At 70.3% G+C, this 23,479-nt stretch carries 19 protein-coding genes and 1 pseudogene; 6 read left to right on the forward strand and 14 right to left on the reverse strand.

Translation table 11 applies throughout. The annotated features are described in order from the left end of the window. Nucleotides 1–5: 5 nt before the first annotated feature. Nucleotides 6–1,868: a glutamine--fructose-6-phosphate transaminase (isomerizing) gene (glmS, locus tag ATK36_RS12920; RefSeq protein ID WP_098511545.1), complete on the reverse strand. Its 1,863-nt coding sequence runs from the start codon at nucleotides 1,866–1,868 to the stop codon at nucleotides 6–8. A 218-nt stretch (nucleotides 1,869–2,086) separates the two neighbouring features. On the opposite strand from glmS, the gene ATK36_RS12925 reads away from it, so the two are divergent. Beyond that, on the forward strand, nucleotides 2,087–2,917 hold the full coding sequence (locus tag ATK36_RS12925; RefSeq protein WP_098511546.1) for an alpha/beta hydrolase family protein: 831 nt from the start codon (nucleotides 2,087–2,089) through the stop codon (nucleotides 2,915–2,917). 374 nt (nucleotides 2,918–3,291) lie between these two features. On the opposite strand, the gene ATK36_RS12930 is transcribed toward ATK36_RS12925, so the two are convergent. The 6 genes from ATK36_RS12930 to rplM all read right to left on the reverse strand — a co-directional run bounded on the left by ATK36_RS12930 (nucleotide 3,292) and on the right by rplM (nucleotide 9,217). Then, nucleotides 3,292–3,672, reverse strand: coding sequence for a hypothetical protein (locus tag ATK36_RS12930; protein ID WP_245914682.1), 381 nt, complete (start codon nucleotides 3,670–3,672; stop codon nucleotides 3,292–3,294). A gap of 14 nt (nucleotides 3,673–3,686) precedes the next feature. Then, nucleotides 3,687–6,212, reverse strand: a complete 2,526-nt coding sequence (locus ATK36_RS12935) for a hypothetical protein (RefSeq protein WP_098511548.1) — start codon at nucleotides 6,210–6,212, stop codon at nucleotides 3,687–3,689. Further along, nucleotides 6,209–6,520, reverse strand: coding sequence for a hypothetical protein (locus tag ATK36_RS12940; protein WP_098511549.1), 312 nt, complete (start codon nucleotides 6,518–6,520; stop codon nucleotides 6,209–6,211). The genes ATK36_RS12935 and ATK36_RS12940 overlap by 4 nt, the downstream gene beginning before the upstream one ends. Before the next feature lie 135 nt (nucleotides 6,521–6,655). Then, nucleotides 6,656–7,993, reverse strand: a complete 1,338-nt coding sequence (gene glmM / locus ATK36_RS12945) for a phosphoglucosamine mutase (RefSeq protein WP_098511550.1) — start codon at nucleotides 7,991–7,993, stop codon at nucleotides 6,656–6,658. A 265-nt stretch (nucleotides 7,994–8,258) separates the two neighbouring features. Further along, nucleotides 8,259–8,750, reverse strand: coding sequence for a 30S ribosomal protein S9 (gene rpsI, locus ATK36_RS12950; protein ID WP_098511551.1), 492 nt, complete (start codon nucleotides 8,748–8,750; stop codon nucleotides 8,259–8,261). 14 nt (nucleotides 8,751–8,764) lie between these two features. After that, on the reverse strand, nucleotides 8,765–9,217 hold the full coding sequence (gene rplM / locus ATK36_RS12955) for a 50S ribosomal protein L13 (RefSeq protein WP_098511552.1): 453 nt from the start codon (nucleotides 9,215–9,217) through the stop codon (nucleotides 8,765–8,767). A 636-nt stretch (nucleotides 9,218–9,853) separates the two neighbouring features. Here rplM and ATK36_RS33510 point away from each other — a divergent pair. The 3 genes and pseudogenes from ATK36_RS33510 to ATK36_RS12975 all read left to right on the forward strand — a co-directional run. Continuing rightward, nucleotides 9,854–10,138 carry a hypothetical protein gene (locus ATK36_RS33510; RefSeq protein WP_245914684.1) on the forward strand — a complete coding sequence of 95 codons (285 nt, stop codon included), beginning with the start codon at nucleotides 9,854–9,856 and terminating at the stop codon, nucleotides 10,136–10,138. A 192-nt stretch (nucleotides 10,139–10,330) separates the two neighbouring features. Continuing rightward, on the forward strand, nucleotides 10,331–10,513 hold the full coding sequence (locus ATK36_RS33515) for a hypothetical protein (RefSeq protein WP_245914686.1): 183 nt from the start codon (nucleotides 10,331–10,333) through the stop codon (nucleotides 10,511–10,513). Between the two features lie 513 nt (nucleotides 10,514–11,026). Continuing rightward, a pseudogene (locus ATK36_RS12975) lies at nucleotides 11,027–11,143 on the forward strand (DUF4333 domain-containing protein); the annotation flags it as partial. Between the two features lie 390 nt (nucleotides 11,144–11,533). Here the strand turns inward: ATK36_RS12975 and ATK36_RS12980 are convergent. The 5 genes from ATK36_RS12980 to eccCa all read right to left on the reverse strand — a co-directional run bounded on the left by ATK36_RS12980 (nucleotide 11,534) and on the right by eccCa (nucleotide 18,814). Then, complete coding sequence (locus ATK36_RS12980; protein ID WP_098511557.1) at nucleotides 11,534–11,824, reverse strand: WXG100 family type VII secretion target; 291 nt, start codon at nucleotides 11,822–11,824, stop codon at nucleotides 11,534–11,536. Nucleotides 11,825–11,876: 52 nt separating this feature from the next. Continuing rightward, entirely contained in the window at nucleotides 11,877–12,197 is a 321-nt protein-coding gene (locus ATK36_RS12985) for a WXG100 family type VII secretion target (protein ID WP_098511558.1), read from the reverse strand. 235 nt (nucleotides 12,198–12,432) lie between these two features. Beyond that, a complete protein-coding gene (locus tag ATK36_RS12990; RefSeq protein ID WP_098511559.1) occupies nucleotides 12,433–12,765 on the reverse strand; it encodes a hypothetical protein in 333 nt (110 codons plus the stop codon). Between the two features lie 15 nt (nucleotides 12,766–12,780). Further along, nucleotides 12,781–14,745, reverse strand: coding sequence for a type VII secretion-associated protein (locus tag ATK36_RS12995; protein ID WP_098511560.1), 1,965 nt, complete (start codon nucleotides 14,743–14,745; stop codon nucleotides 12,781–12,783). Between the two features lie 58 nt (nucleotides 14,746–14,803). Then, nucleotides 14,804–18,814, reverse strand: a complete 4,011-nt coding sequence (gene eccCa, locus ATK36_RS13000) for a type VII secretion protein EccCa (RefSeq protein ID WP_098511562.1) — start codon at nucleotides 18,812–18,814, stop codon at nucleotides 14,804–14,806. A 273-nt stretch (nucleotides 18,815–19,087) separates the two neighbouring features. On the opposite strand from eccCa, the gene eccD reads away from it, so the two are divergent. Both eccD and mycP read left to right on the forward strand, forming a co-directional pair. After that, nucleotides 19,088–20,485 (forward strand): type VII secretion integral membrane protein EccD, encoded by a 1,398-nt coding sequence (gene eccD, locus ATK36_RS13005; RefSeq protein ID WP_098511563.1) that lies wholly within the window; start codon nucleotides 19,088–19,090, stop codon nucleotides 20,483–20,485. Nucleotides 20,486–20,493: 8 nt separating this feature from the next. Continuing rightward, nucleotides 20,494–22,074: a type VII secretion-associated serine protease mycosin gene (mycP, locus tag ATK36_RS13010; protein ID WP_098511565.1), complete on the forward strand. Its 1,581-nt coding sequence runs from the start codon at nucleotides 20,494–20,496 to the stop codon at nucleotides 22,072–22,074. 69 nt (nucleotides 22,075–22,143) lie between these two features. Here mycP and ATK36_RS13015 read toward each other — a convergent pair whose 3' ends face one another. Both ATK36_RS13015 and ATK36_RS13020 read right to left on the reverse strand, forming a co-directional pair. Next, nucleotides 22,144–23,109 (reverse strand): methyl-accepting chemotaxis domain-containing protein, encoded by a 966-nt coding sequence (locus ATK36_RS13015; RefSeq protein WP_098514855.1) that lies wholly within the window; start codon nucleotides 23,107–23,109, stop codon nucleotides 22,144–22,146. Further along, the gene (locus ATK36_RS13020; protein ID WP_245914688.1) at nucleotides 23,106–23,438 is read right to left on the reverse strand and encodes a hypothetical protein; all 333 of its coding nucleotides are present in this window, start codon (nucleotides 23,436–23,438) and stop codon (nucleotides 23,106–23,108) included. The genes ATK36_RS13015 and ATK36_RS13020 overlap by 4 nt, the downstream gene beginning before the upstream one ends. Nucleotides 23,439–23,479 lie beyond the last annotated feature (41 nt).

Consider the following 23,479-nt stretch of genomic DNA (forward strand, 5'->3'; position numbering starts at 1 on the left):
TCCCGCTATTCGACGGTGACGGACTTCGCCAGATTACGCGGCTTGTCGACGTCGTACCCGCGCGAACGGGCGATCTCCGCGGCCAGCACCTGCAGCGGAACCGTGGACACCAGCGGCTGCAGCAGCGTCGGCACCGCGGGCACCTCGATCAGCTCGTCCGCGAACGGGCGCACGGTCTGGTCGCCTTCTTCGGCGATCACGATCGTGCGCGCGCCGCGGGCCTGGATCTCGCTGATGTTCGACACCAGCTTCGAGTGCAGCACCGCCCGGCCCTTCGGCGACGGCATCACCACGACCACCGGCAGGCCCTCTTCGATCAGCGCGATCGGACCGTGCTTCAGTTCGCCGGCCGCGAAGCCCTCCGCGTGCATGTACGCGAGTTCCTTGAGCTTCAACGCCCCTTCGAGCGCCACTGGGAACCCGACGTGCCGGCCGAGGAACAGCACCGCCCGCGAATCCGCGATGCGCCGCCCCAGGTCCCGCGTCTGCTCCACAGTGGAGAGCACCTTCTGCACCGCGGCGGGCATGGCCTCCAGCTCGGCGAACTCGCGGGCGACCTCGTCCGGGTACTTCGTGCCGCGGGCCTGCGCCAGGGCGAGGCCGACCAGGTAGTTGGCCGCGATCTGCGCGAGGAACGCCTTCGTGGAGGCGACGCCGATCTCCGGACCGGCGTGCGTGTAGAGCACCGCGTCCGACTCTCGCGGGATCTGCGCACCGTTGGTGTTGCAGACGGCCAGCACGCGGGCCTTCTGCTCCCGCGCGTGCCGCACGGCTTCCAGCGTGTCCGCGGTCTCGCCGGACTGGGACACGGCGACCACGAGCGTGTCCCGGTCGAGCACCGGGTCGCGGTACCGGAACTCCGAGGCCAGCTCCACCTCGACGGGCAGGCGGCACCAGTGCTCGATGGCGTACTTCGCGACCAGGCCCGAGTGGTAGGCCGAACCACAGGCGATGACGAACACCTTGTCCACGTCGCGCAGATCCTGATCGGAGATGCGCTGCTCGTCGAGGATGACCCGGCCGGCCTCGAAGTGCCCGCGCAGCGTGTTCGCCAGCGCTTCGGGCTGCTCCTCGATCTCCTTGAGCATGAAGTACTCGTGGCCGCCCTTCTCGGCGGCCGAGAGGTCCCAGTCCACGGTGAACGGCTTGGCCTGCGCGGCCTCGCCGTGGAAGTCGGTGACCCGGTAGCCGTCCCGGGTGATCACCACGAGCTGGTCCTGGCCCAGCTCGACCGCCTCACGGGTGTGCTCGATGAAGGCCGCGACGTCGGAGGCGACGAAGTGCTCGCCCTCGCCGACCCCGACCACCAGCGGCGAGGACCGGCGGGCCGCGACGATCGTGTCCGGCTCGTCGGCACACGTGACGACCAGCGTGAACGCACCCTCCAGCCGGCGGCAGACCGCGGCGACGCTGGCCGACAGGTCACCCTTGGTCTCGCCCTCGGCGTAGGCGCGGGCGACCAGGTGGGCAGCGGTCTCGGTGTCGGTGTCGCTGGCCATCTCGACACCGGCTGCTTCCAGCTCGGCGCGCAGCGCGGCGAAATTTTCGATGATGCCGTTGTGCACCACGGCGACCCGGTTGCTCGTGTCGCGATGCGGGTGCGAGTTGCGGTCGACCGGCGCCCCGTGCGTGGCCCACCTGGTGTGGCCCATGCCCGCGGTGCCCTCGAACCCGTCCCGGCCCACCTCGTCGAGGCGGGCCTCCAGATTCGCCAGGCGGCCCGCCTTGCGCTCGACGTTCAGCGCGCCGGCGCCGTCCAGCACCGCCACGCCTGCCGAGTCGTAGCCCCGGTATTCCATTCGCCGCAGACCACCGAGGACGACGTCCAGCGCCGGCCGATGTCCGACGTATCCCACGATTCCGCACACGCGGACCAGCCTAACCAGACCTGTCCAGTCCCCTGCTCCGGTCCCTGACCCGCCCCGAATACCGGCTCTGACCTGCGTCGATGCCAGTCGTGCGCAGGCGGTTGCACGAGTGTGGCCGGAATCTCGTCACCCCGGCCGACCGGCGCCGCGGCGACCAGGCTGACGGGCCACGCGCGGCGGGCGGGCCCCGGCCGGATGCGGGCAGTAAGGTCACGCGCATGGCCAGCAAGCCCAAGCAGCTGCTCACGGAGCTGTCCCACCCGGGTCCCCACGAGGTCCTGCGCGGCAACCTCGCACTGGTCGGGTTGCCCGGAGTCGTGTTCACCCCGCGCCGCGGGCTGGGACTGCCCGCGCTCGCGTTCGGGCACGGCTGGCTGCAGCCGCCCACCCGCTACCGCCGGCTGCTGCACCACCTGGCCAGCTGGGGCGTGGTCGCCGCGGCGCCCGCGACGCAGACCGGGCCACTGCCCTCACACCGGTTGCTGGCCGGCGACCTGCTCACCACCTTGGACGTGATCACCACCATCCGGCTCGGCCCGGACGGGATCAGCGTCGACCCGGACAAGCTCGGCCTCGCCGGCCACTCCACCGGCGGGGGCGCGGCCGTGCTGGCCGCCGCCCAGTCGGCCGCCGCGGGGGACGACGGCAAACCACACGTCCGCGCCGTCGCGACCGTGGCCGCCGCGCAGACCTTCCCGCCGGCCAGCGAGTCCGCGAAGGTGGTCACCGTGCCCGGCCTCCACCTTGCCGTGGAGGGCGACCTGGTGGCCCCCGCGATCGGCCACGCCGAGGTGATCGCCCGCAACTGGGCGGGCCCGGTCCAGCTGCGCGCCCTCGGGAAGTCCTCGCACCTGGCGGTGACCGAAGGCCGGCACTGGAGCCAGCTGCTCCTGCAGGGCAAACCGCAGCGCGGCACTCAGCAGCTGACCCGTGCCCTGTTCACCGCGTTCTTCCTGACCCACCTGACCGGGACGGACAAGTACCTGCCCCTGCTGGACGCGGACGTGAAGCGGGCGGCCATCGAGCTGCCGGAGGAACCGGCCGCCTGAGCGCGACCCCGGCTCCGGCAAAGGTGGTCGGGGACCCGGCAGCGGGCGATGCGGAGGTGTGTGCGATCACCTCGCGTGCGCCGGACCGGTTTCGGGTCCGTGAAGGGACCCTTCACGGACCTCAGCGTCCAGGGTGTCGGCAAAGTCGGTGCGGAGGGCCCTGCGAGCTGCGGAGGGCTGTGAAGGGCCCCTTCACGGACTCTGAGTCCGTCAGGGCACCCTCACGGACCCGAAACCGATCGGGCAGCCACGGCTCTCTCTCTGCTGATCACGGGCCCTCGGCCAACTTTGCCGGGGCCCTGGACTCAGGGTCCGTGAAGGGGCCCTTCACGGACTTCCACACCGACTTTGCCGACACCCTGGACCGCCACCGATCAGGTCGCGAGCCAGTCCTTGTCCTCGTAGTCCTCGTCGTCAGGCTGCTTGGCCGGCTGAGTGGCATGACGCGCACGGCTGCCCGGCGGGCTGCGGTGTGTGGCGTCCTCGTCGTCGAAGCCGAACTCCATCTCGCCGCTCGGCTTTTCCCCGACAGTGGACTCGGTCGCCCAGCCGCCCGCCGCCTTGGCCCGGCGGCTGCGCTCCTGCAGGCGCACGAACACCTCGCCCTGGACCCGAGCCTGCTTGTCCAGCTTCTCCTTGCTCTCGGCCACTGCCTCGGCGCGGCTGCGGTCGAGCAGCCCGGACCGGGCGGTGTTCTCCGCCTCCAGCGAAGCCAGCTTCGCCCGCATGGCCGCTAGCGCGTCTTCAGTACGCATCGGACTGCCTCCGGCTACCGGGTGCTGGTGGTGTCGTCGTCGAGCGAGCCGCTGATCCGCCGGCCCGACGAACCGGAGCCGAACAACCCGCCCGGCGCGCGGTACGGGTTCGACGAGCGCTCCTGGTCCCCGCCACTCGGAGCGGAGCCCAGCCCGCCGCCCATCATTCCCATCACGGATGACGGCTGCTGATCGTCGTTCCCGGACGGGGTGTTGCCCAGCTCGACGGTGGAGGAGTGCCCGGTCATGCCGGCCCCGCCGTGGTCCCCGGCCGAGGGCGCGGTGCCGAGCGGGTCGTCCATGGGCCGCCCGATGCCGTCCTCGGCGGAGAACGGGTTGAGCACGGACTGGGCGGCGGTCGAGTCGTCCGGCCCGGTCTGGGCGACGGGCACGTCGGGCAGCTCGTGCCGGGCGGTGGCGGGCATCGGCTGTGTTGCGGGGCTGGCCGCGTGATCGTGCTGCGGCGCGACGTCCTGTCCACTATGGACAGTTCCGCCTTGAGCGGGATCCTCCAGGGGCAGGGTGCCTCGGTGTACGGGGTCTCCCGGAGGCGGGGCGGGGTCCTGCTGTGTGGGATCCGGCTGGGGCTGCGAAGGGTCTGCCGGGAGCCGCGCGGGGTCCGCCTGCGGCTGCGCGCCGCTCTGTGCCAGGTGCGACGGGTCGGCCGGGTTGTCATGGTCGCTGAGGGTGTAGGTGACCGGCTCACCCGTGCCATCGTCGACGGTCACGACGGTCGGCCCGTCCGGGCCTCCGGGTCGCTCGGCGGTGATCTTGAGACCAGCGTCGTCGATGTGGATCTTGCCATCGGGACCGGGCTGGTACTTCGGGGAGTCGCCTGGCTGGGTGCCGCCAGGGTCGGTGCCCGGTCGAGTCGGCACGCCGGTGTTCGCGCCTGGCTGATCCGGCCCGCCCGCACCCGGGTCCGGATGGCCGGGGGAATGCCCTCCAGGCCTGTCACCGAAGTCGAGCTGGTAATCCTTCGCGTGGCCGCTGCCGTCGTCCACGCTGATGCCCATCCGGCCGTCCGTACCGGGCTCGCTCAGCGAGAGCTTGTGTGCGCCCTGCTGAACCGTCACGGTCTCGGGCTGCTCCGCGTCCGGCTTGATCGCTTCCCCGGTGCGCGGGTCGATCGGGTAAGGCTGCCCGGTCTTCGGATCCGTTTCCAACGGCTGGTGCGTAACCGGGTTGGCGTCCGGATCGACGGCGGGTGGCGGGGCCGGGGGCTGGGGTGACGGGGGCTGGGGCTGGGGTGGCGCGGAACTGCCGCCGCCGGAACCGGTTCCCGTCCCCGGACCGCCGGACTGGGTCCCGCCGCCGGTGCTCGGCTGCTGCGTCCCCCCGCTGTCGGCCGGTATCGAGCTGAGGTTCGCGAAGGGATCTTCCGGCAGTTGCATCAGGAAGTCCGTCAGCGCCTTCCACGCACCGTCCACGGCAGTGTGCGTGTTGGTGCACATGGTCTTGAAGTCGCGGAGATAGCCGTCGAAGAATTTGCCGAAGTTGTCCCGGCAGTACTGGGTGCACTGATCGACGATGTGGTTGACCGTCTCTTTGTTCAGATCGCAGTCGTCATCGTCGATCAGGTCCTTGGATTGCTGATCCAGGAACTTCGCGCAATGCTTGAAATCGTCCTGGCTGGCGTTGCTGCGCAACTCCGCGATCCGGATGATCCGGTCGAGGTCCTGCGCGGTGACCGGGCCGAGCGCGTCGACCCGGTATTTGATCACCCAGTTCGCCTTGTCCCGGCACGCCTTCCCGATCGAACCGCAGGCGCTGCGCACCGCCTCGGCAGCGTGCGTCGCCGCGTCGGAGACCGCCTTCGCGTCCTCGGTGTAATTCTTCTGGTAGCTCTTCGCCTGCTCGGCCGCGCTCCCCTCCCAGTTGGCGAGGTCGGTCTGCAGTTCACCGGTGACGTTGGTGGAGGCGTTCTGCACGGCGGTGGCGAGCGCGGTGAATTCGTCGGCCCCCGCAGTGAATTTGGTGAACGGGATCTTCCGCTGCTCGTCATAGAGCTTGTAGAGATCGTCCTTGTTCGCCGGCTGATAAGTGCCGACGACCGCGACCGCCCGGTTGAACAGCGGGACGAACACGTCGAACGTGCGCATACCCGCCTTGCCGAGATCGAGGATCTCGTCGGAACTGCCCGCCCCGGCATCCGTCTTCGAGGCCCGGCTCCCCTGGTCGTCGAGCTTGCTCTTCGCGTCGTCGGCGGCCTTCTTGTCGGCTTTCCGATCGTCTTCCTGCCCCTTGTCGTAGAGCGCCTTCGCGTTGTTGTAGGCGTTCTCGACCGTGCTGGAATAGCTGTCGGCCCAGTTGACGTCGCCCTCGCTGATGTGGAACTTGTCCTTCAGCATGTCGCGCCAGTGGTTGAAGTCTTCCTTGTCCTTGAACCCGTACTCGCTCGGGTCGGACACGTCTTCGACGTAATCGAGGTAACGCAGCGCGAGATCGCGACCGGTGTCATTGCCGACCAGCCGCGGATCGTAGATGATCTCCTGGACTTCCTGCTTGCTCGGAATGTTGTCCCCGGCGCTCGCGCTCACTTGCCGCTCCTGGTCACGGCCCGCGCGTTCGCGTCTTCCCCGGCCTGGTACTTCCCGCCTGCCGAGTTGAGCCGCTGGGCGAACGCGTCGGAGGCCTTGAGGTAGGCGTCGGCCATTCCCGCCAGACGCAGGACGCCGCTGTGATACGAGTCGAAGTTGCCCGTGTGCGCCTCACCGAAGTCGGCTTTGGCGATCTGCACGTCCCTGACCGCAGCCAGCGGCTGCTGCAGCGTGGTGCGCGGAACCTCGCCCAGCGCTTTCGCAGCTTTGGTCAACGCCTCCGTGTCGACCTCGTGTCCGCCTGCCATTGCCGTCCCTCCCTGCGTGCAGCCGCGCACCGCACCCTAAGACGCAGGCAGGGTGCCACCGGTGCCTGCACACTCGCACCCGGAATGTACCGGGCTGGCCGCCGGTAGCGCAGAAAGTCGGGCAACCCGGACGAGTCAGGAGACGGCGGACACCACTCCGGCGAGGCGATCGGCAGCGGCCTGGGCGGTGGCGTGGGCCGGGGCTTCGACCATCACCCGGACGAGTTGCTCGGTGCCGGAGGGCCGGAGCAGGACGCGGCCCTGTTCGCCGAGTTCGGCTTCGACCTCGCCCACGGCGTCGCGGACCTCGGTGGACCCGGCCACGGCGGCCTTGTCCGCGACCGGGACGTTGACCAGGACCTGGGGCAGGCGGTTCATCACCGCGGACAACTCGGCGAGCGGTTTGCCGGTGGCGGCCATCCGGGCCATCAGGCGCAGGGCGGTCAGCAGGCCGTCGCCGGTCGTGGCATGGGCCGGGAGGACCACGTGGCCGGACTGCTCGCCGCCGAGGGCCAGGCCGGAGGCACGCAGCTCTTCGAGCACGTAGCGGTCGCCGACGGCGGTGGTCACGACGGTGATGCCGTGGGCCTTCATCGCCAGGTGCAGGCCGAGGTTGCTCATCACGGTGGCGACCAGGGTGTCCTTGACCAGCTCGCCTTCCTCGGCGAGGGCGAGGGCGAGCACGGCCATGATCTGGTCGCCGTCCACCAGTTCGCCGGCCGCGTCGACCGCGACGCAGCGGTCGGCGTCGCCGTCGTGCGCGATGCCGAGGTCGGCGCCGTGCTCGACGACGACGGCGCGGAGGCGCTCGGGGTGGTTGGAGCCGCAGCGGTCGTTGATGTTGATACCGTCCGGCTCCGCGTGCAGCGCGACGACCTCGGCGCCGGCCCGGCGGTAGGCCTCGGGCGCCGCCGCCGCGGACGCGCCGTTCGCGCAGTCCACCACGACCTTGAGCCCGGCCAGCGGGTGCGGCGTGGCCTGCACCAGGTGTTCGACGTACTGGTCGGCGGCGTCGGTGACCTCGGTGACCCGGCCGACTCCGTCGCCGGTGGGGCGGGTGAGGGCCGCGGGGTCGAGACCGGCTTCGATCTCGTCCTCGATGCTGTCGGGCAGCTTGTGCCCGCCCGCGGCGAAGAGCTTGATGCCGTTGTCCGGCATGGGGTTGTGCGAGGCGGAGATCATCACGCCGAGGTCCGCGTCGAGCGCGCCGACCAGGTACGCGACGGCGGGGGTCGGCAGCACGCCGAGCCGCAGCACGTCCGCACCCGCCGAGGCGAGGCCCGCCACCACGGCGGCCTCCAGCATCTCGCCGCTGGCCCGCGGATCCCGGCCGACCACCGCGACCGGGCGGTGCGAACGGTCGTGCGCGGCGAGCACGCGGGCGGCACTCGCGGCGACCGCGAGCGCCAGCTCCGGGGTCAGCTCGGCGTTGGCCAGGCCACGTACCCCATCGGTGCCGAACAGTCGAGCCATCCCGACCTCCTTGTCAAAGCCGTCGAACAATGCTGCCACGGCGACCCCGACAACCTAGCGGCGAACCATGGTCGAGGATCCCCTTCCCCACCCCGAAAACGCAACCGGCGGCACACGAGGAAAACCTACGTGCGCCGCCGGAGGTCCAGGGAGCTTGCGCCCTGGCGGAGGCTTGGGGGTTCGACCCCCAAAGGCTACTGCGGAGTGAGCCCAGGCGAAGCGCCCTCAGGCGCGAGCATGGCTCCACCCGCGACAGCAGCGGGAATCAGCGCTTGCTGTACTGCGGAGCCTTACGGGCCTTCTTGAGGCCGTACTTCTTGCGCTCGGTGGCCCGCGCGTCGCGGGTCAGGAAGCCGGCCTTCTTCAGCGCCGGGCGGTCCTCGCTGTCGACCTCGACCAGCGCCCGGGCGATGGCCAGGCGCAGCGCACCGGCCTGGCCGGAGATGCCGCCGCCGTGCAGGTTGGCGAAGATGTCGAAGGAGTCCGGCTTCTCGACCGTGACCAGCGGCTCGCGGATGAGCTGCTGGTGCACCTTGTTCGGGAAGTACTCCTCCAGGGTGCGGCCGTTGAGCTTGAACTCACCGGTGCCCGGCACGACGCGGACGCGCACCACGGCCTCCTTGCGGCGGCCGACGGTCTGGGCGTTGCCCCCGGCGGCCCGCGACGGACGTGCGGCGGCGGGGGTCTCGCTGGTCGCCACGGCCTCGCCCTCGGGGGTCTCCGTGGAGGCGACGACCTCGGTCTCGGTGCTGGTCACAGACTGTTCCTCGCTCACTTCGCGACCTGCGCGATCTTGATGATCTCGCGCGCCTGCGGCTGCTGCGCGGCGTGCGGGTGCTGCGGGCCGGCGTACACCTTCAGCTTCTTGCCCATGGCGCGGCCGAGCTTGGTCTTGGGCAGCATGCCCTTCACGACCTTCTCGACGAGGCGCTCGGGCTTGGTGTCGAGCAGCTCGCCGAAGGAGCGCTTCCGCAGGCCGCCGGGGTAGCCGCTGTGCCGGTAGGCGAACTTCTGCTCGCGCTTGTTGCCGGTGAGCGCCACCTTGTCGGCGTTGACGATGACGACGAAGTCGCCGGTGTCCACGTGCGGGGCGTAGGTCGGCTTGTGCTTGCCGCGCAGCAGCGTGGCGACCTCGGTCGCGAGCCGTCCGAGCACGACATCCTCGGCGTCGATCACGTGCCAGGCACGAGTGACGTCGCCGGGCTTGGGGCTGTACGTGGGCAAGGGTCTACCTCGTCGTCAACATTGCGTGTGGGTTCTGTGCGGGCCGAGCGCTGACGCGCCGCAACGCACAACGACGTATGACGATACCCCTGGGGTACCGAAGCGGTGCGACGGGGGTCGCAACCCGGTCCGTCGCCCGGTGCCGGACTCTACCGCTCCGGGCCGCCGGAAGCGCTGCGCTGCTGTTCCGGGCACGTCAGCAGGGTGTCGGCAAAGTCGGTGTGGAGGGCCCTGCGCAGCTGCGGAGGACTGCGGAGGACTGTGAAGGGCCCCTTCACGGACTCTGAGTCCGTCAGGGGCACCCTCACGGACCCGAAACCGATCGGGCAGCCACGGCTCACTCTGCTGATCACGGGCCCTCGGGCAACTTTGCCGGGGCCCTACGGGCACGTCAGGATGAGACCATTCGGTCGCGACCGAAGACCTGGGGACAGCGGTGAGCGGACGAGCGAGGACGACCCGGACGATCTGTGCCGCGGTTGCGACGATGGCGCTCGCCACAGCGTGCGGACAGGCCCGTGCCGGCTCCGCGCTCGCGGACGGCGACCAAGCCGCAGCGTACGTCGGCGCGAAGTTCCAGAACGCGATGTCCAAGCTCGGGGCACGATCGTCGACGCGCGCGACGTCGCCAACTCCGTGGACGCCTACTTCCGCTTCGACGACCAGTGGGCGCATCACACGATCTCGTCGGCGCGCACCGGCAGCCCCGAGAGCCGCGTAGTGCACAACCGGTCGCAGCGGGACCCGAACGAGATCATCGACACTTTCACTCCGGCCGAAGGCACAGTCGAGTACGTGTTCCTCGGGGCGGCGTACAAGTCGCTGGCGCCGACGTCGTGGGTGTCGATGCCGAAGCCCGAAGCAGGCCTCATACAGCCGTGCGCGTGGGGTGGCGTGCAAGATGTCGCAGGCCGTCGGTAGCGCGTACGAGGCGGACAAGAAGCCCGTACGCGGTGCGAAGTGTTCGGCGGACCGGTCGGTGGAGCTGACCGTGAACGTACCTCCTCGACGCGCGGGTGGAGGTCCTGCCGGACCGGTTGCTTTCTAAAGTCGGCCCGGAGCTGAAGACGGCCGATCAAGCTCAAGCCGGACGGCGCTCTCACCGAGTTAACGATGGCCGCGAAGTTCGGCGGCGACGGCCACCGGCTCGAACTGCGCTACGACTTCCGCTTCACCGGCCCGACCACGCCGCGGAATCTGCCCACGGTTCCGGATCCGTCCCAGGTCACGACCCTGTCGGACAACGGGGCGAAGCAGGATTTCTACCGCCGCCTCAGCCAATTGCAGAGCAACTGATGCGCACGCGGGGTGATCGCCGATGAGGCCTTCCGACCAGCAGCCGCAGGGGTGGCAGCCGCAGCACACCCCCGGGCAATACGGTGCAGAGCAATACGGTGCCGGGCAGCCAAATCCCGGGCAACCGCAGTGGACCGGCGGCCGGACTCCGCAACCATCCAATGTGGACAATGCGACACCGGGCGACGGATTCCGGCCGGGACACTACGGCGGGTTCGGCGCATTCGAACGACCGGCCAAGCGACGGCCGTGGTATCGGAAACCCGTTGTGATGGCGGGAATTTCCGTCGTCGCAGTGATGGCCGGACTCGGTGCGGCGTGGGGACTCGGCGCGTTCGACGGGGATACCTTGGCGAAGAATCCCTTACAGGACGGCGTTTCCCAGGTACTCGAAGAGAGTTACCAATCCGACCAAAAGTAGGCCGACCCCCACCCGGCACGTAACCGTTGCTACGAAGCCATTAGGCCGTGACTGTGGTCGGATTAAATTAGTAATGATCGGCACAGTACGGAGAGCCGGGCGTCCAGGATGTCGCATGCCCGGCCGGGGAAACCGCCGAAAACGGGACCACGTTCGACTGCACCGTGCGGATCGGCGGGCAGCCCAGGGTGTCGGCGAAGTCGGTGTGAGGGGCCCTGCGCAGACTGCGGAGGTCCGTGGAGGTCTGTGAAGGGCCCCTTCACAGACTTCGGGACAGGTCTGGCGCGCAGCGCGAGGTGGTCGCGCGTCTCGAACACCTCCGCATCGCCCGCTACCGGGCGCAATCGACGACGATGGCAGGCACCGTCGATGATGCGCGGCAGCCACGGCTCACTCTGCTGATCACGGGTCCTCGACCAACTTTGCCGGGACCCTGGGCGGGCAGCCGAAGAAGGTGACCGTACGGGTCCTCAACGACAAGCCGGAATACCGCGCGCCACACTGAGAACCCTGACGCGGCAAGGGAAGACCGGCGCACGAAAACGGCGGGCCGCGCACCCGCAGGTGCGCGGCCCGCCGTGGTTTCGGCAGAACCCGGATCAGAACAGGTTCTGCACGTTCCGGTCCGTGGCCTGGTAACCGTCGGCGATCTGCGGCAGCACGGCGGCGATCTGCGCGAGCAGCTGCTTGAGGTCCTCGAACTTGCTGTCCCACTGACCCTGCGCGATCATGTACTGATCTTTCGCCTCACCGGTCCAGTCCTTGACCAGCGGGTCGAGGTCCTTCTTCAGGTTCTCGAACAGGTTGGCCAGCTGGTTGGTGGTGGCGGTGCAGTCCTCCGACGCGCGGTGGATGGTCGCCGGATCAACGACAATGCGGCCGTCAGGCATGGTGAACTCCCATCAAAGAAAGAAAGCTGGTGAAAGAAAGGAAACGAGCAGCTCAGCCGAGGACGCCGAAGCCCTTGTTCATGGACTCCATGATTTCCTGCTGCTGCTGCTCGGAACGCTGGTAGGTGGAACCGGCTTCCTTGAGCAGTTCACCAATGTGCTGCAGGGCGGAGTTGAGGCCCTTGCCCGTTTCGTTGAAGCGCATCATCACGTTGGTGAACGCGGCCTGGGCCTCGCCCTGCCAGCCCGCGCGAGTGGCCTCGATCTCACCCTCGAGCTTGGACAGCTGCTGGTCCATCTGCGCACGAACGTCAACGACGCGACCTTCGGCCGCGGTGAACTGTTCAGGAGTCCCGGTAAAGCCGCCAGCCATGGGAGCTACCCCCTTCGTTAGTGGTTGTGCGTACCGCCTCTGTGTTCCGGTACGCACCTACGACGAAGACAGTGCCAGTTCGGTTCACACTTGTCGCGATTTCCCCGGAAGTAGTTGCTTGCGTGAACGCCGATCGGGGGAACCGATCCCCGAACGGATCATCGACCCGGCCGGGGCCGGCCGAAAAGATGGTTGCCCACCAGCGTGATTAGCACTCGCACAGCGGCCGCGAAGCTCAGGCCTCACGCATGATTCGCACCTGCGAAAAGTCCTCGTCTTCACCCGGCCGTGGCGAATCGGCGGGAACCGGCGCGGATTCGGCGGGCACGACCGGGAGCGGCAGCCCGCACGCGCGGCGGAACCGTTGCGCGGCGCCACGCAAGGCCGCCGGCGGCGCGGCCCCGGCCGGCGGCCGTCGCTTGCCGAATTCCTTGCGCAGTTCCCGGTTCTCGTCACGGTGGCGCTCGGTGCGGGCGAGGGCGGTGCCCGCGACCCGGCGGGAGAACGTGACCGCGTCCTGTCCCGCGCGGGTGAACGCCGCCGCGGCGGACTCTGGTTCCGAGGACACGGGCGGCTCCTTCGGTCAGTTGCCGATCTTCAGCGTCCGCACAATCTGCGTACAGGCCGCATCGACGCGCTGCCGCAACGCCGGATCCCGGTACTGGCAACCGATGTGCACCCCGAGCCGGCCCTGCACCACGACGTACCAGTCGACTTCGGCGCCGTCTTCCTTGCTCTGGTGGTAACCGAGCACGGTCCGGCCACCATAGGCCACGTCCGGCCGGAATGCGCTGTATCCGGCACGCCGATTCACCGTGGAACGCAGATCCTGCTGGAACCGCTGCGGATTCGCGGTGGCATCGTAATCGAGCACGTGCTCCTCCACGGCCACCAGATCATCGCCCGCGGGGACGTCCTGCGGGCGCAGGATCACCTGCCGGTCGGCGACCACGTCACTGGTCTGAATCCAGTCCATCGGTGCTTCGAGGCTGAAGTCGTATTGCCGGAACGTCCGTCCGGCCGCAGCCGAATCCCCCGAGCTGCTGAAGATCACTACTCCCACCGCGACAAGAGCGGCGACCACCACGGCAGCGCCGATCAGCATCAGCGGCCGGCGCCGGTTCTTCGCACCACTACTCGGGTTCACCGCAGGCGGGCTGGGCACCGGAGCACTGGGCGTGCCCGGACGGTACGCGGCCGGACCGGCGCCGAAAGCGCGGCCGTACTGGCCCGCCGGAGCCGCGCGACCGGGAAAGGAACCGGGCGGTGGTGAGGGGAAACCCCGTCCCGGCGAAGGCGCGGGTGGCCCGCCGCGGTGAGCACGGACGGTCGGGCGAACCACCTCGGTCCGCTGCTGCTCCGGGTGTGACCCCGCGATCGACGTCCCGGGCAGCGCGCCGGTGCGGTCCGGATCGATCTGCACCGCACGCAGCGCGCCGCGGGCGACGACCGTCTCCGGCTGGTCGAGGCTGGTCGGCACGACACCCGTGCGCTCGTGTGCCAGCCGCGAGATCATCGGAATCCGGCTCGACCCGCCGACCAGGAAGATCGCGGCGAGCTGCTGGGGCCGCAGCCCCGCGTCCGCGATGGCCGCGCTGGTCAGCTCGACCACCCGGCCGAGCGGGGTGGCGATCAGCCGCTCCAGATCCTCCCGGGTGACATGCGCGTCCGGGAACGGCGGCGGCAGCGGCACGTCGGTGTAGGCGTGCCGGGACAGCGTTTCCTTGGCACCACGCACATCCTGGCGAAGCACCCGGCGCCGCCGCCGGTCGGCCAGCTCCCGGCCCGCCACCAGTTGCTGCCAGGCCTGCGGATCCGCCTCCGACACCAGTGATCCGACGTGGTCGAGCAGAGTCTGGTCGATGTCCGCGCCGCCGAACCCGGGGTCTCCGCGAGTGGCGAGCACCTGGAATCCCCCGCGCTGCGGCGGCCCGCCCGCGGCTCGCGCGGCCTCCGGCGAGCGGCGGACCACGCTGACGTCGACGGTGCCGCCGCCGAGGTCGAGCACCGCGAGCACGTCACCCGGGGTGCCGGAGTACTCGACCGTGCGCCCGTCCGGCCGGGAACTCGGCGCGAACGTGGCCGCGTGGTAGACCGCCGCGGCGACCGGCTCCGGCACCAGGGCGACTTCCCTGGCCAGCCGCCCCGCGGCCTGGCGGAGCAGCCGGGTGCGAATGGCGCCCCAGTCGGCCGGATGCGTGAGCACGAGGAGATCGACCTCGGCCTGTCCGGCAACGCGCCGGGCCTCCGCGACGGCACGGGCCAGCACCGCGTGCACGACGTCGGTCACCTGCAACACGGAATCGCCGAGCAGCAGTTCACCTTCGTCGATCCGCCGCTTCGGATTCGGCTCGTAGCGCGACGGATCGACGGCGGCCTGCCGTTCGGCCTCCTGGCCGACGAACAGCGTGCCGTCGGCCGCCGCGTACACCGCCGAAGACATGAGCGGCTGGCCGTCGATGACCACCACCTGCGGGTCGCGCCCGTGGACAGACGCGACAACGCAGGTGCTCGAGGTCCCGAAGTCCACGGCGACCCGCACGCTCACCCGGCACCTCGGTCACCGGCTGCCGGCGCGTGCCCGGCTTCGCGCTCGTCGCGGTGGTTCAGTCGGGTTGGATCCATGAGACCTGTACGAGTTGGCGGCCGCCCTTGCGGCTGACCATGGTGCCCCGGCCGGGCGGCATCGGGCCGGCTTTGATGTTGCCGATGAGGGCGCCCTCGTCCTTGGAACCGTTCATGACCATGCCGGGTGCGGCGAGTTCCTTGAGCTTGCCGATGATCGGGTCGTAGGCGGCGCGGGAGGCGCCACCGGTGCGGCGGACCACGATCAGGTGCAGGCCGACGTCCTTGGCCTGGGCGAGGAACTCCGACAGCGGTTTGAGCGGGTTGCTGGTCTGGGTGGCGACCAGGTCGTAGTCGTCGACCAGGATGAACAGCTCGGGCCCGGTCCACCAGGACCGGTTCTTCAGCTGTTCCTGGGTGACGTCGGGGCCGGGCAGGCGCCGGGTCATCGACCCGTACACGTCCTTGACCATGCTGTCCAGCTGCGCCGACGACACGGCGTAGCCGAGCAGCGAATCCCCGGACAGGAAGCCGAGCATGGTGCGCCGGTAGTCCACGAGCAGGATCACCCCTTGCTGCGCGGTGTAGCGCTCGGCGATCCCGCGGGCGATCTGGCGCAGCAGGTTCGTCTTGCCCGACTCGCCGTCGGCGAAGGCGAAGAAGTGCGGCTCGGCGTCGAAGTCCAGATACACCGGGGAGAGGTCTTCCTCGCTGACCCCGAACGGCACGAGCTTGCTGTCCCGGCGCTGGTCCTGTGCCAGCACGTCGTCGTAGGTGATCAGCTCCGGCAGCAGCCGGACCTGCGGCGCGACCCGGCCCCGCCAGGCGCCCCGGATCTTCGCCACCGCGTCCGCGACCCCGGCCGCCAGCGTGTCCGGATCGCTGGACCCGTCGATCCGCGGCAGCCCGGTCAGCAGATGCAGCTTGTCTCGGGTCAGCCCGCGCCCCGGGCGGCCGGTGGGCACGTTGCCCGCGGTCCGCCGGTCCATCTCCGACTCGGTCGGATCACCCAGCCGCAGCTCGAACCGGGTCCCGATCATGTCCTTGATCGCCGGGCGCAGATCCGCCCACCGGTTCGCGGAGATGACCACGTGCACCCCGTAGGCCAGGCCCTGGGTGGCCAGCCGGGTGATCGTCTGTTCCAGCTCGTCGAAGTCGTCCCGCAGGGCCCGCCAGTTGTCCACGACCAGGAACGCGTCGCCGAACGGGTCCTGCTCGGCGGTGATCTCGCCGCGGCGCTTGCGGTTGCGGAAGTCGGTCATCGAGTCCACGCCCAGCGCGCCGAACCGGCCTTCCCGCTCGGTCATCAGCGTGGTCAGCTCCGCCACGATCCGGCGGGCCTTGTCCGGCTCCCGGCGCGCGACCGCGACCCCGCCCACGTGCGGCAGGTCCGACAGCCCGGCCAGCGTGCCGCCACCGAGGTCCAGGCAGTAGAACTGGACCTCCTCCGGGGTGTGGGTCAGCGCCATCGACATGATCAGCGTCCGCAGCATCGTCGACTTGCCCGACTGCGGACCGCCCGCCACGATCCCGTGCCCCGCGGCGCCGGAGAAGTCGCCCCACAGCATGTCCCGGCGCTGCTCGAACGGCCGGTCCACGACCCCCAGCGGCACCTGCAGCCTGCCGTTGCCGAAGAAGCCCACCGGCGAAAGCCCGCGGTCCTCGGTCGGGTTCAGGTTCGGCAGCATGGTGTCCAGCGAGTTGGGCTCGTCCAGCGGGGGCAGCCACACCTCGTGCGCGGGCGGGCCCTGGCCGGTGAACCGCTCGACCATCACATCCAGTTCGGAAGGCTCGTTCGAGTCCTCCACCTCCGGCTTCGGGGCCTCCTGCGCCACCGGCTCCGGGTCGGGCTCCGGCTCGGGCGGCAGCTCCACGAAGTCCGGCACGAACAGCTGCGGGCGCTTGTCCGCCCGCACCACCGTCGCGACCGGCCCGGCCGCCTTGATCCCGGCCGGGCGGTACGGGCCCGACACGTACGAGGCCTTGAACCGCACCATCGTCGAGGTGTCGAACTTCAGGTACCCCGAACCCGGGATCGAGGGCAGCTCGAACGCGTCCGGCACCCCGATCGCCGCCCGCGATTCCGCCGCGGAGAACGTCTTCAGGCCGATCCGGTAGGACAGATAGGTGTCCAGCCCGCGCAGCTTGCCCTCTTCCAGCCGCTGCGAGGCGAGCAGCATGTGCATCTGCAGCGACCGGCCCACCCGGCCGATCTGCAGGAAGATGTCGATGAAGTCCGGCTTCGCGGTCAGCATCTCGGAGAACTCGTCGATACAGATGAACAACGCCGGCAGCGGATCCAGATCGGCCCCGTTCTCCCGGGCCTTCTCGTAATCCCAGACGTTCTTGTAGTTCCCCTTCGCCAGCACTTCCTGGCGCCGGTTCACCTCACCCGCGATCGCGTCCTTCATCCGGTCCACCAGGGTCAGGTCCCCGGCCAGGTTCGTGATCGTCGCGGCCACGTGCGGCGCCTTGTCCAGCCCGAGGAACGTGGCGCCACCCTTGAAGTCCACCAGGATCATGTTCAGGCTGGTCGAGGAATGCGTGGCCAGCAGCCCGAGCACCAGCGTGCGCAGGAACTCCGACTTACCCGAACCGGTCGCCCCGATGCACAGGCCGTGCGGGCCCATACCCTCCATCGCGGCTTCCTTGATGTCGAGATCCACCGCCTGCCCGTACTCCCCCACCCCGAACGGCACCCGGTAGCGGTCACGCACCGGCCGCGGCCGCCAGGCCTGCTGCACGTCGAAGGTCATCGGGTCGCCGGGGATGCCCAGCAGCTCCAGCAGCGTCGGGTTCGACAGCAACGGCTCGTCGTCCGCGGCCTCCGCGCCCCCGCCACCACCGACGCGATACGGCGCGATCAGCCGGGACAGCGCCTCCGCCTCCACCATCGACAACCGGTCCGGACGGCCGAACCACTCCACGCCGCCCGCGCTGCGCGCGCCCAGTCGCTCCTGCTCCACGACCAGCCGCAGGCCACGCCGGGCCGCCAGGTTGCCCAGTGAATCCGACAGGTCGATCAGCGTGACCCCGACCAGACCCTCCTCCAGGATGATCTGCTCCTCACGCGTCACCTCACCGTCGTCGATGATGATGACCACGTGCGGCTGATCCGGCGCCGGCGTCGCATTCCGCGAGAACCGCTGCCGTTCCCGCAATTCCTCATCCAGCCAGACCTCTAGCTGCGCCAGCGAACCGGCCATCATCCGCAGCTGCCCGATCCCGTCCGAGAGCGCCGGATGCTGCACGTGCGGGAGCCACTTCGCCCACTCCCACTCCTCTTTCGCCCGGCCGCTGGTGGCCACCGCGATCATCACGTCGTCCGGCGAATGGAAGGTCACCAGCTGGGCCACCATCGCCCGCGCCAGCTGCCGGGTCAGTGCCCGCTCGCCCTGCATGCTCACCGCCGCGAAGCCGCGCAAGGTGATCTGGGTCGGCAGATCCGGCACGATCGAATGCGCCCGCACGAACCGCCGCAGCGCCAGCGTGGCGATCGGCTCCAGCTCGTCGACCGGGCCGGTCTGCGGCGGCACCAGCCGGGTCGCCAGCCGGTGCGAGCTGCGTCCCACCCGCAGGTGCAGGAAGTCCTGGTCGTTCTGCCGCCGCTCCCACATCCGCCGGCTCGCGGCCAGCGACCACAGCGACTGCGGATCCGGGTGCACCCACTCCAGCGCCGCCCGCTGGTCGACCATCGCCTCCCGGGCGCGGTCCCGCATCTGGCCGAGATACCGCAGGTAGTCCTTGCGGTCCTCGTCCATCTCGGCCTTCTTGGCCCCGCCGCTCTTGCCGCCCCCGCCGGCGAGCATGCCGACGGTGCCCATCAGCATCATGCCGCTCATCATGATCGTGGTCGGCTGCCCGCCACCGGCGGTGAACATGTAGACCATCATCCCGAGCGAAGCGAAGATCATCACGCCCGGAATCGCCTTGGCGACGATGTTGCCCGGGATCGTGCGGGGTACCTCGGGGGGCGGTTCGAGATGCACCTCGCCACCCGGCGGGCGTGGCGCGGCCAGCCGCGGCGACTTCTTGAACTGCAGCGTGCTCATCGAAGGACCCCTCTACTCCTGCTCGACGCCTGCACCCGGGTGCGCGGGACAACCTACCGAACGCCGCCCCGGAAATCCGGCCAACACCGGGATCGGCATCGCCGGCCGCCCGCTGCCCGGTCCAGGCAGCCGAGTGTAGGGACCTGCGCCGCCACTGGCCCGGCCGAGGCCTGGCCGGGTATTTTCGCCGACGATTTATCGGCAGCGGCTGAAACCGGGCGCCAGGTTCGGTATAAGTTCCCCCGGAGTGACTCATCAGAGCGGGGGCATCTAGTGGCAACGGGCACGACGGTTTTCAGCAGGGTCACGGTGGTGGCACCGACGACACGCATCGACGTCGCGCTGCCCGCCGACGTCGCGGTCGCCGACCTGCTGCCGATGCTCCTGGAGATGGCCAAGGAGGTCACTCCCGACGGCGGAGCGCGCCACGGCGGGTGGGCGCTGGCCAAGCTCGGCGACGCCCCGCTCGACCCGAGCCGCACGCTGGCCTCGCTCGGCGTCGTCGACGGCGAGCTGCTGCAGCTGCGCAAGCGCAACGAGAATCCGCCGCCGCCGCTGTTCGACGACGTCGTGGACGCGATCGCGGAGGCCGAGCCGGACACCTTCCGGCCGTGGACCAAGGAGACCGCCCAGCGGTTCGGGCATGCCGCGGGCGGGCTCGCGCTGGTGCTGTCCGCGGTCGCGCTGTTCTTCGGTGGCTCGCTCTACGGCGGGTCCTCGATCGGCGCCGCCATCGCCGGTGGCCTCGGCGCGATCGCCTGCGTCGCGGTGGGCGCGACGCTGGCCAAGGGCTATCAGGCCGAGGCGACCGGGGTGCTGATCGCCGCCGCGGGCGGGCTTCCGCTGGCCTTCGTAAGCGGCTTCTGCATCGTGCCTGGGCTGTCCGTGCGGGCGAACCTGTTGCTCGGCTCGGTGCTGGTGCTGATCGTCGCCGCGGTCTGCATCCTGGTCATCGGCGCGGGCATCCGGGTGTTCATCGCCGCGGCCACGGCGGGCGCGTTCTCCGCGCTCGCCGCGCTGGTGGCCACCCTGGTCACCACGGCCTCCGCGCCGGAGGTCGCCGCCGGGGTCGTCGCCGTGGCGCTGGCCTGCATCTCGCTGCTGCCGCGCACCACGATCTGGCTGGCCAAGCTGCCGCTGCCGCACGTGCCGAGCACCGCGGAGGAGCTCAAGGAGGACTCCGGCTTCCCCGACTACGCGGCGATCGAACAGCGCACCGCGATCGCGCACGACTACATGACGGGCCTGATGATCGGCTGCGGTGCCAGCGCCGCGCTCGCCTCGATCATCGCGGCCGGCGGGCCGAACATCTTCGGCCCGATCCTCGGCATCGTCGCCACGCTCGTGCTGCTGCTGCGCGCCCGTGCCTACGCCAATGGCGCGCAGGCGATCGCGCTGCTCACCACGGGCATGATCGCCGCCGCGGGCATCCTGATCGGCGGGCTCTTCTCGGCCACGCCCGAACACCGGCTGATGTACGTCTTCGGCATTCTGGTCCTGGTCGCCGCGGGTTCGCTGGTGGTCGGCGTGATCTTCCCGAACCAGCGGTTCTCCCCGCCCCTGCGGCGCACCGTGGAGATCATCGAGGCGATCTGCATCGCGGTGGTGCTGCCGCTCGCGCTCGGCGTGATGGACCTCTACATGACGCTGCGCCACCTCAACCTCAAGTGAGGGCCGCGATGGCTGCCGCCTCCCGACGTTCCGCCCCTCGCCGGCTCGGTCTCTCCGGCCGGGCCGGGGTCGCCGTGGTCGCGGCCGGCCTCGGGGTCCTGTCCCCGTTCGCCGCCACACCGGCGGCCGCGCAGAGCGCCCCGGCCGGTTCCTGGGCCACCCCGCCGCCGATGAACGGCTACGACGGCCTGCCCAGCGACACCAAGGCGCCGGACAAGCCCTACGAGCAGAAGACCGACTGCGTCAAGCGCAGCCTCGGCGAGAACGTCCAGATCAACTCCCGCCCGTGGGGCCAGGACTACCTGCAGCTGCTGAAGGCGCAGGAGATCGTCCGGGCGGCCAAGGGCAACGTCGGCGGGAACCAGCGGGTCGCGGTGGTGGACACCGGCGTGACCCGGCACCCGTGGTTCCAGGGCCGGGTGGAAGCGGGCGGCGACTACGTGCTCCCGGCCCCCGCCGGGCAGGCCGGGCTGCAGGACTGCGACGGGCACGGCACCGAAGTGGCGGGCATCATCGCGGGCGACCCGAAGGACCCGAAGGTGGGCTTCATCGGGGTCGCGCCGGACGCGCGGATCGTCTCCTACCGGCAGCTGAGCGAGAACTACGGGCCGAAGGACAAGAACAGCTCCCCGACCGGCGGCAGCCAGCCCCCGCCCTCCAACGGCGGCGGCAATCCCGGCGGCACCGGGCCGCAGCAGGGCGGCAACAACGGCGACAGCAGGCAGATCGAGAAGGGCGACACCGCGGGCACGCTGGGCTCGCTCGCGCAGATCATCCGCGGCATCGCCGACCGCGGCGACATCGGCGTGATCAACATGTCGCTGGACCACTGCCGCGCCGCCCCGCCCGCGGACATCCAGCCGAGCGAACGCCAGGTGCAGGCCGCGGTCAAGTACGCGACGGACAAGGGCGTGGTGATCGTCGCCGCGGCGGGCAACGTGTCCGACAGCTGCCCGCAGAACGACCAATCCGATCCGAACAAGCCGAAGTCCATCGTGACGCCGCCGTGGTTCTCCGACGACGTGCTCTCCGTCGGCGCGATCGACAAGGACGGCAGCGTCGCGAGCTTCAGCGTGCACGGCCCGTGGATCGGCGTCGCCGCGCCGGGGACCGAGATCGTTTCGCTGGACCCGGCGGAGAACTCGACCGGCCTGGCGAACCGCGTGATCACCAGAGGCACCCAGGCCAGCCCGATCCAGGGCACCAGCTTCGCCGCGCCGTACGTGGCCGGCGTCGCCGCGCTCGTCCGGCAGATGTACCCGGATCTCGACGCCCGCCAGGTGATCAAGCGGATCAAGACGACCGCGCAGCACCCGGCCGCACCAGGTGGTCACGACGACTACGTGGGCTACGGCGTGATCGATCCGGTGGCCGCGCTCACCGCGAACCTGCCCGGCGACGTCGGCAACCTCGCCACGCCGAACCCGGTGGTGCAGGCCGCCCAGCTGCCACCGGCGGACGGCATCAGCTCCACCCCGATGATCGTCGCGCTCGCCGGTACCGGCGGCGGGCTGGCCGCGCTGCTGATCACGCTGTTCGTGATGCACACGATCCGGCGCAACCGAGGACGATCCACGCCGCCACGCTGACCGGTCGCAACCGGCTCCAGTCCGTGAAGGGCCCCTTCACGGACTTCTGGTCCGGGGCGAAGCGCACCTTCACGAACTCGCCGGCCGTCGCTCGCCGAGGACCGGAGGTGTGACCGGGTCCGGCTCGCCGAAGATCTCCCCCGGTTTGGCCGGGAACCGTTCGCGACCCTTACGCGGACGTTCCTTGCCGCCGCCGTCTCCCCCGAGACCGCCGAAGCCCATCATCGGCATCATCGGCAGGCCGTTGCCCTGGTTTGGCGGCGAAGCCGGTGCGGCGGCCGGCGGCGGTTCGATCGGGGCCACGCCTGTCTGTCCCGGTTCGGCGGCGGTTTCCTTGCCGTGTTCCAGCGCGGACGGGCGCACCGAATCGTGACCCGCCGTATCGTCCACTGTGGACAAATCCGGGGAATCCTCTCGCACGGGAAGGACGTCCGCGCCGGCCCCCTCGGCCGCGAGCCGGAACTGCCCAGCCGGGTAATGGCGGCGCAGCTCAATGCCCGGCTGCCCGGGCGGCGCGCCCATCCCGTCGCACAGCCGTCCGAACTGCTGCAGGACGTCCTGGGCAGAGGCGTGCAGTGCCTGCAGGGATTCCCCGGTCTCGCGCAGCTGCGCACGGGCGCGGGTGCTCCCGCCGGCCGGCAGCAGCGCCGACTCGGACAGCACGTCCGCCGCGTCCACGAGAATCTCCTCCGCCGCTTCGACGATGCGGCGGACCGAGCCGGACAGCTCTTCCAGCGCACCGGCGAGCGCTTCGAGCGCGTCCTCGGCACCTTCGCTCGCCGACCGGATTTCCCCGAGGTAGGCGACGAACGCGTCCGCGTCCGGCCCCCTCCACACTGCATCGAGTTTGCCGAGATCCTCGGCGAGACCGGCCGAAACCCGGGCCGCCGTGCCGGCAGCGGCACGCAGCCGGGCCGCCTCTTCGGTCAGCTCGTCCCACTGCCCGGTCAGCGGCCGGTAGTAGGCCTCGACCGGATCGGTGGCGCCGAGTTCCCTGGCGAGTTCGGAGACGAAAGCCGCCGACGGGCCGGTCACGAGATCCACCCCGCGCGCTCGATCCGCTCGGCCGCGTCCACGTCGCGCTGCTCGTGGCCCGAAGTGAGCTGCTCCAACGCTTCGGTGACCGACCGCAGGGCGGCCACCCCGGCACCGAGCTGCCGGCGCAGTATCCCGGACGCCACGGCGTACGACTCGCCGACGCCGAGATCGGCGCCGAGCCCGCCGTAGGTCTCGGGTCTGGTCGCACCCTGGCCCACTTCGGCCGCAGCGGCAGCGAGTTCGTCGGTGGCTCGCGCGACTTTCGCCGCGTAGCCGCCGACAACCGCGCTGTCGATGCGTACCGCATCCGGTCCCGGCACGCTCATGGCATCCCTCCGCTCCACCAGGGTCATGTGTGGAGTGGACG

This window comes from Amycolatopsis sulphurea (assembly GCF_002564045.1).
Taxonomy (GTDB): domain Bacteria; phylum Actinomycetota; class Actinomycetes; order Mycobacteriales; family Pseudonocardiaceae; genus Amycolatopsis; species Amycolatopsis sulphurea.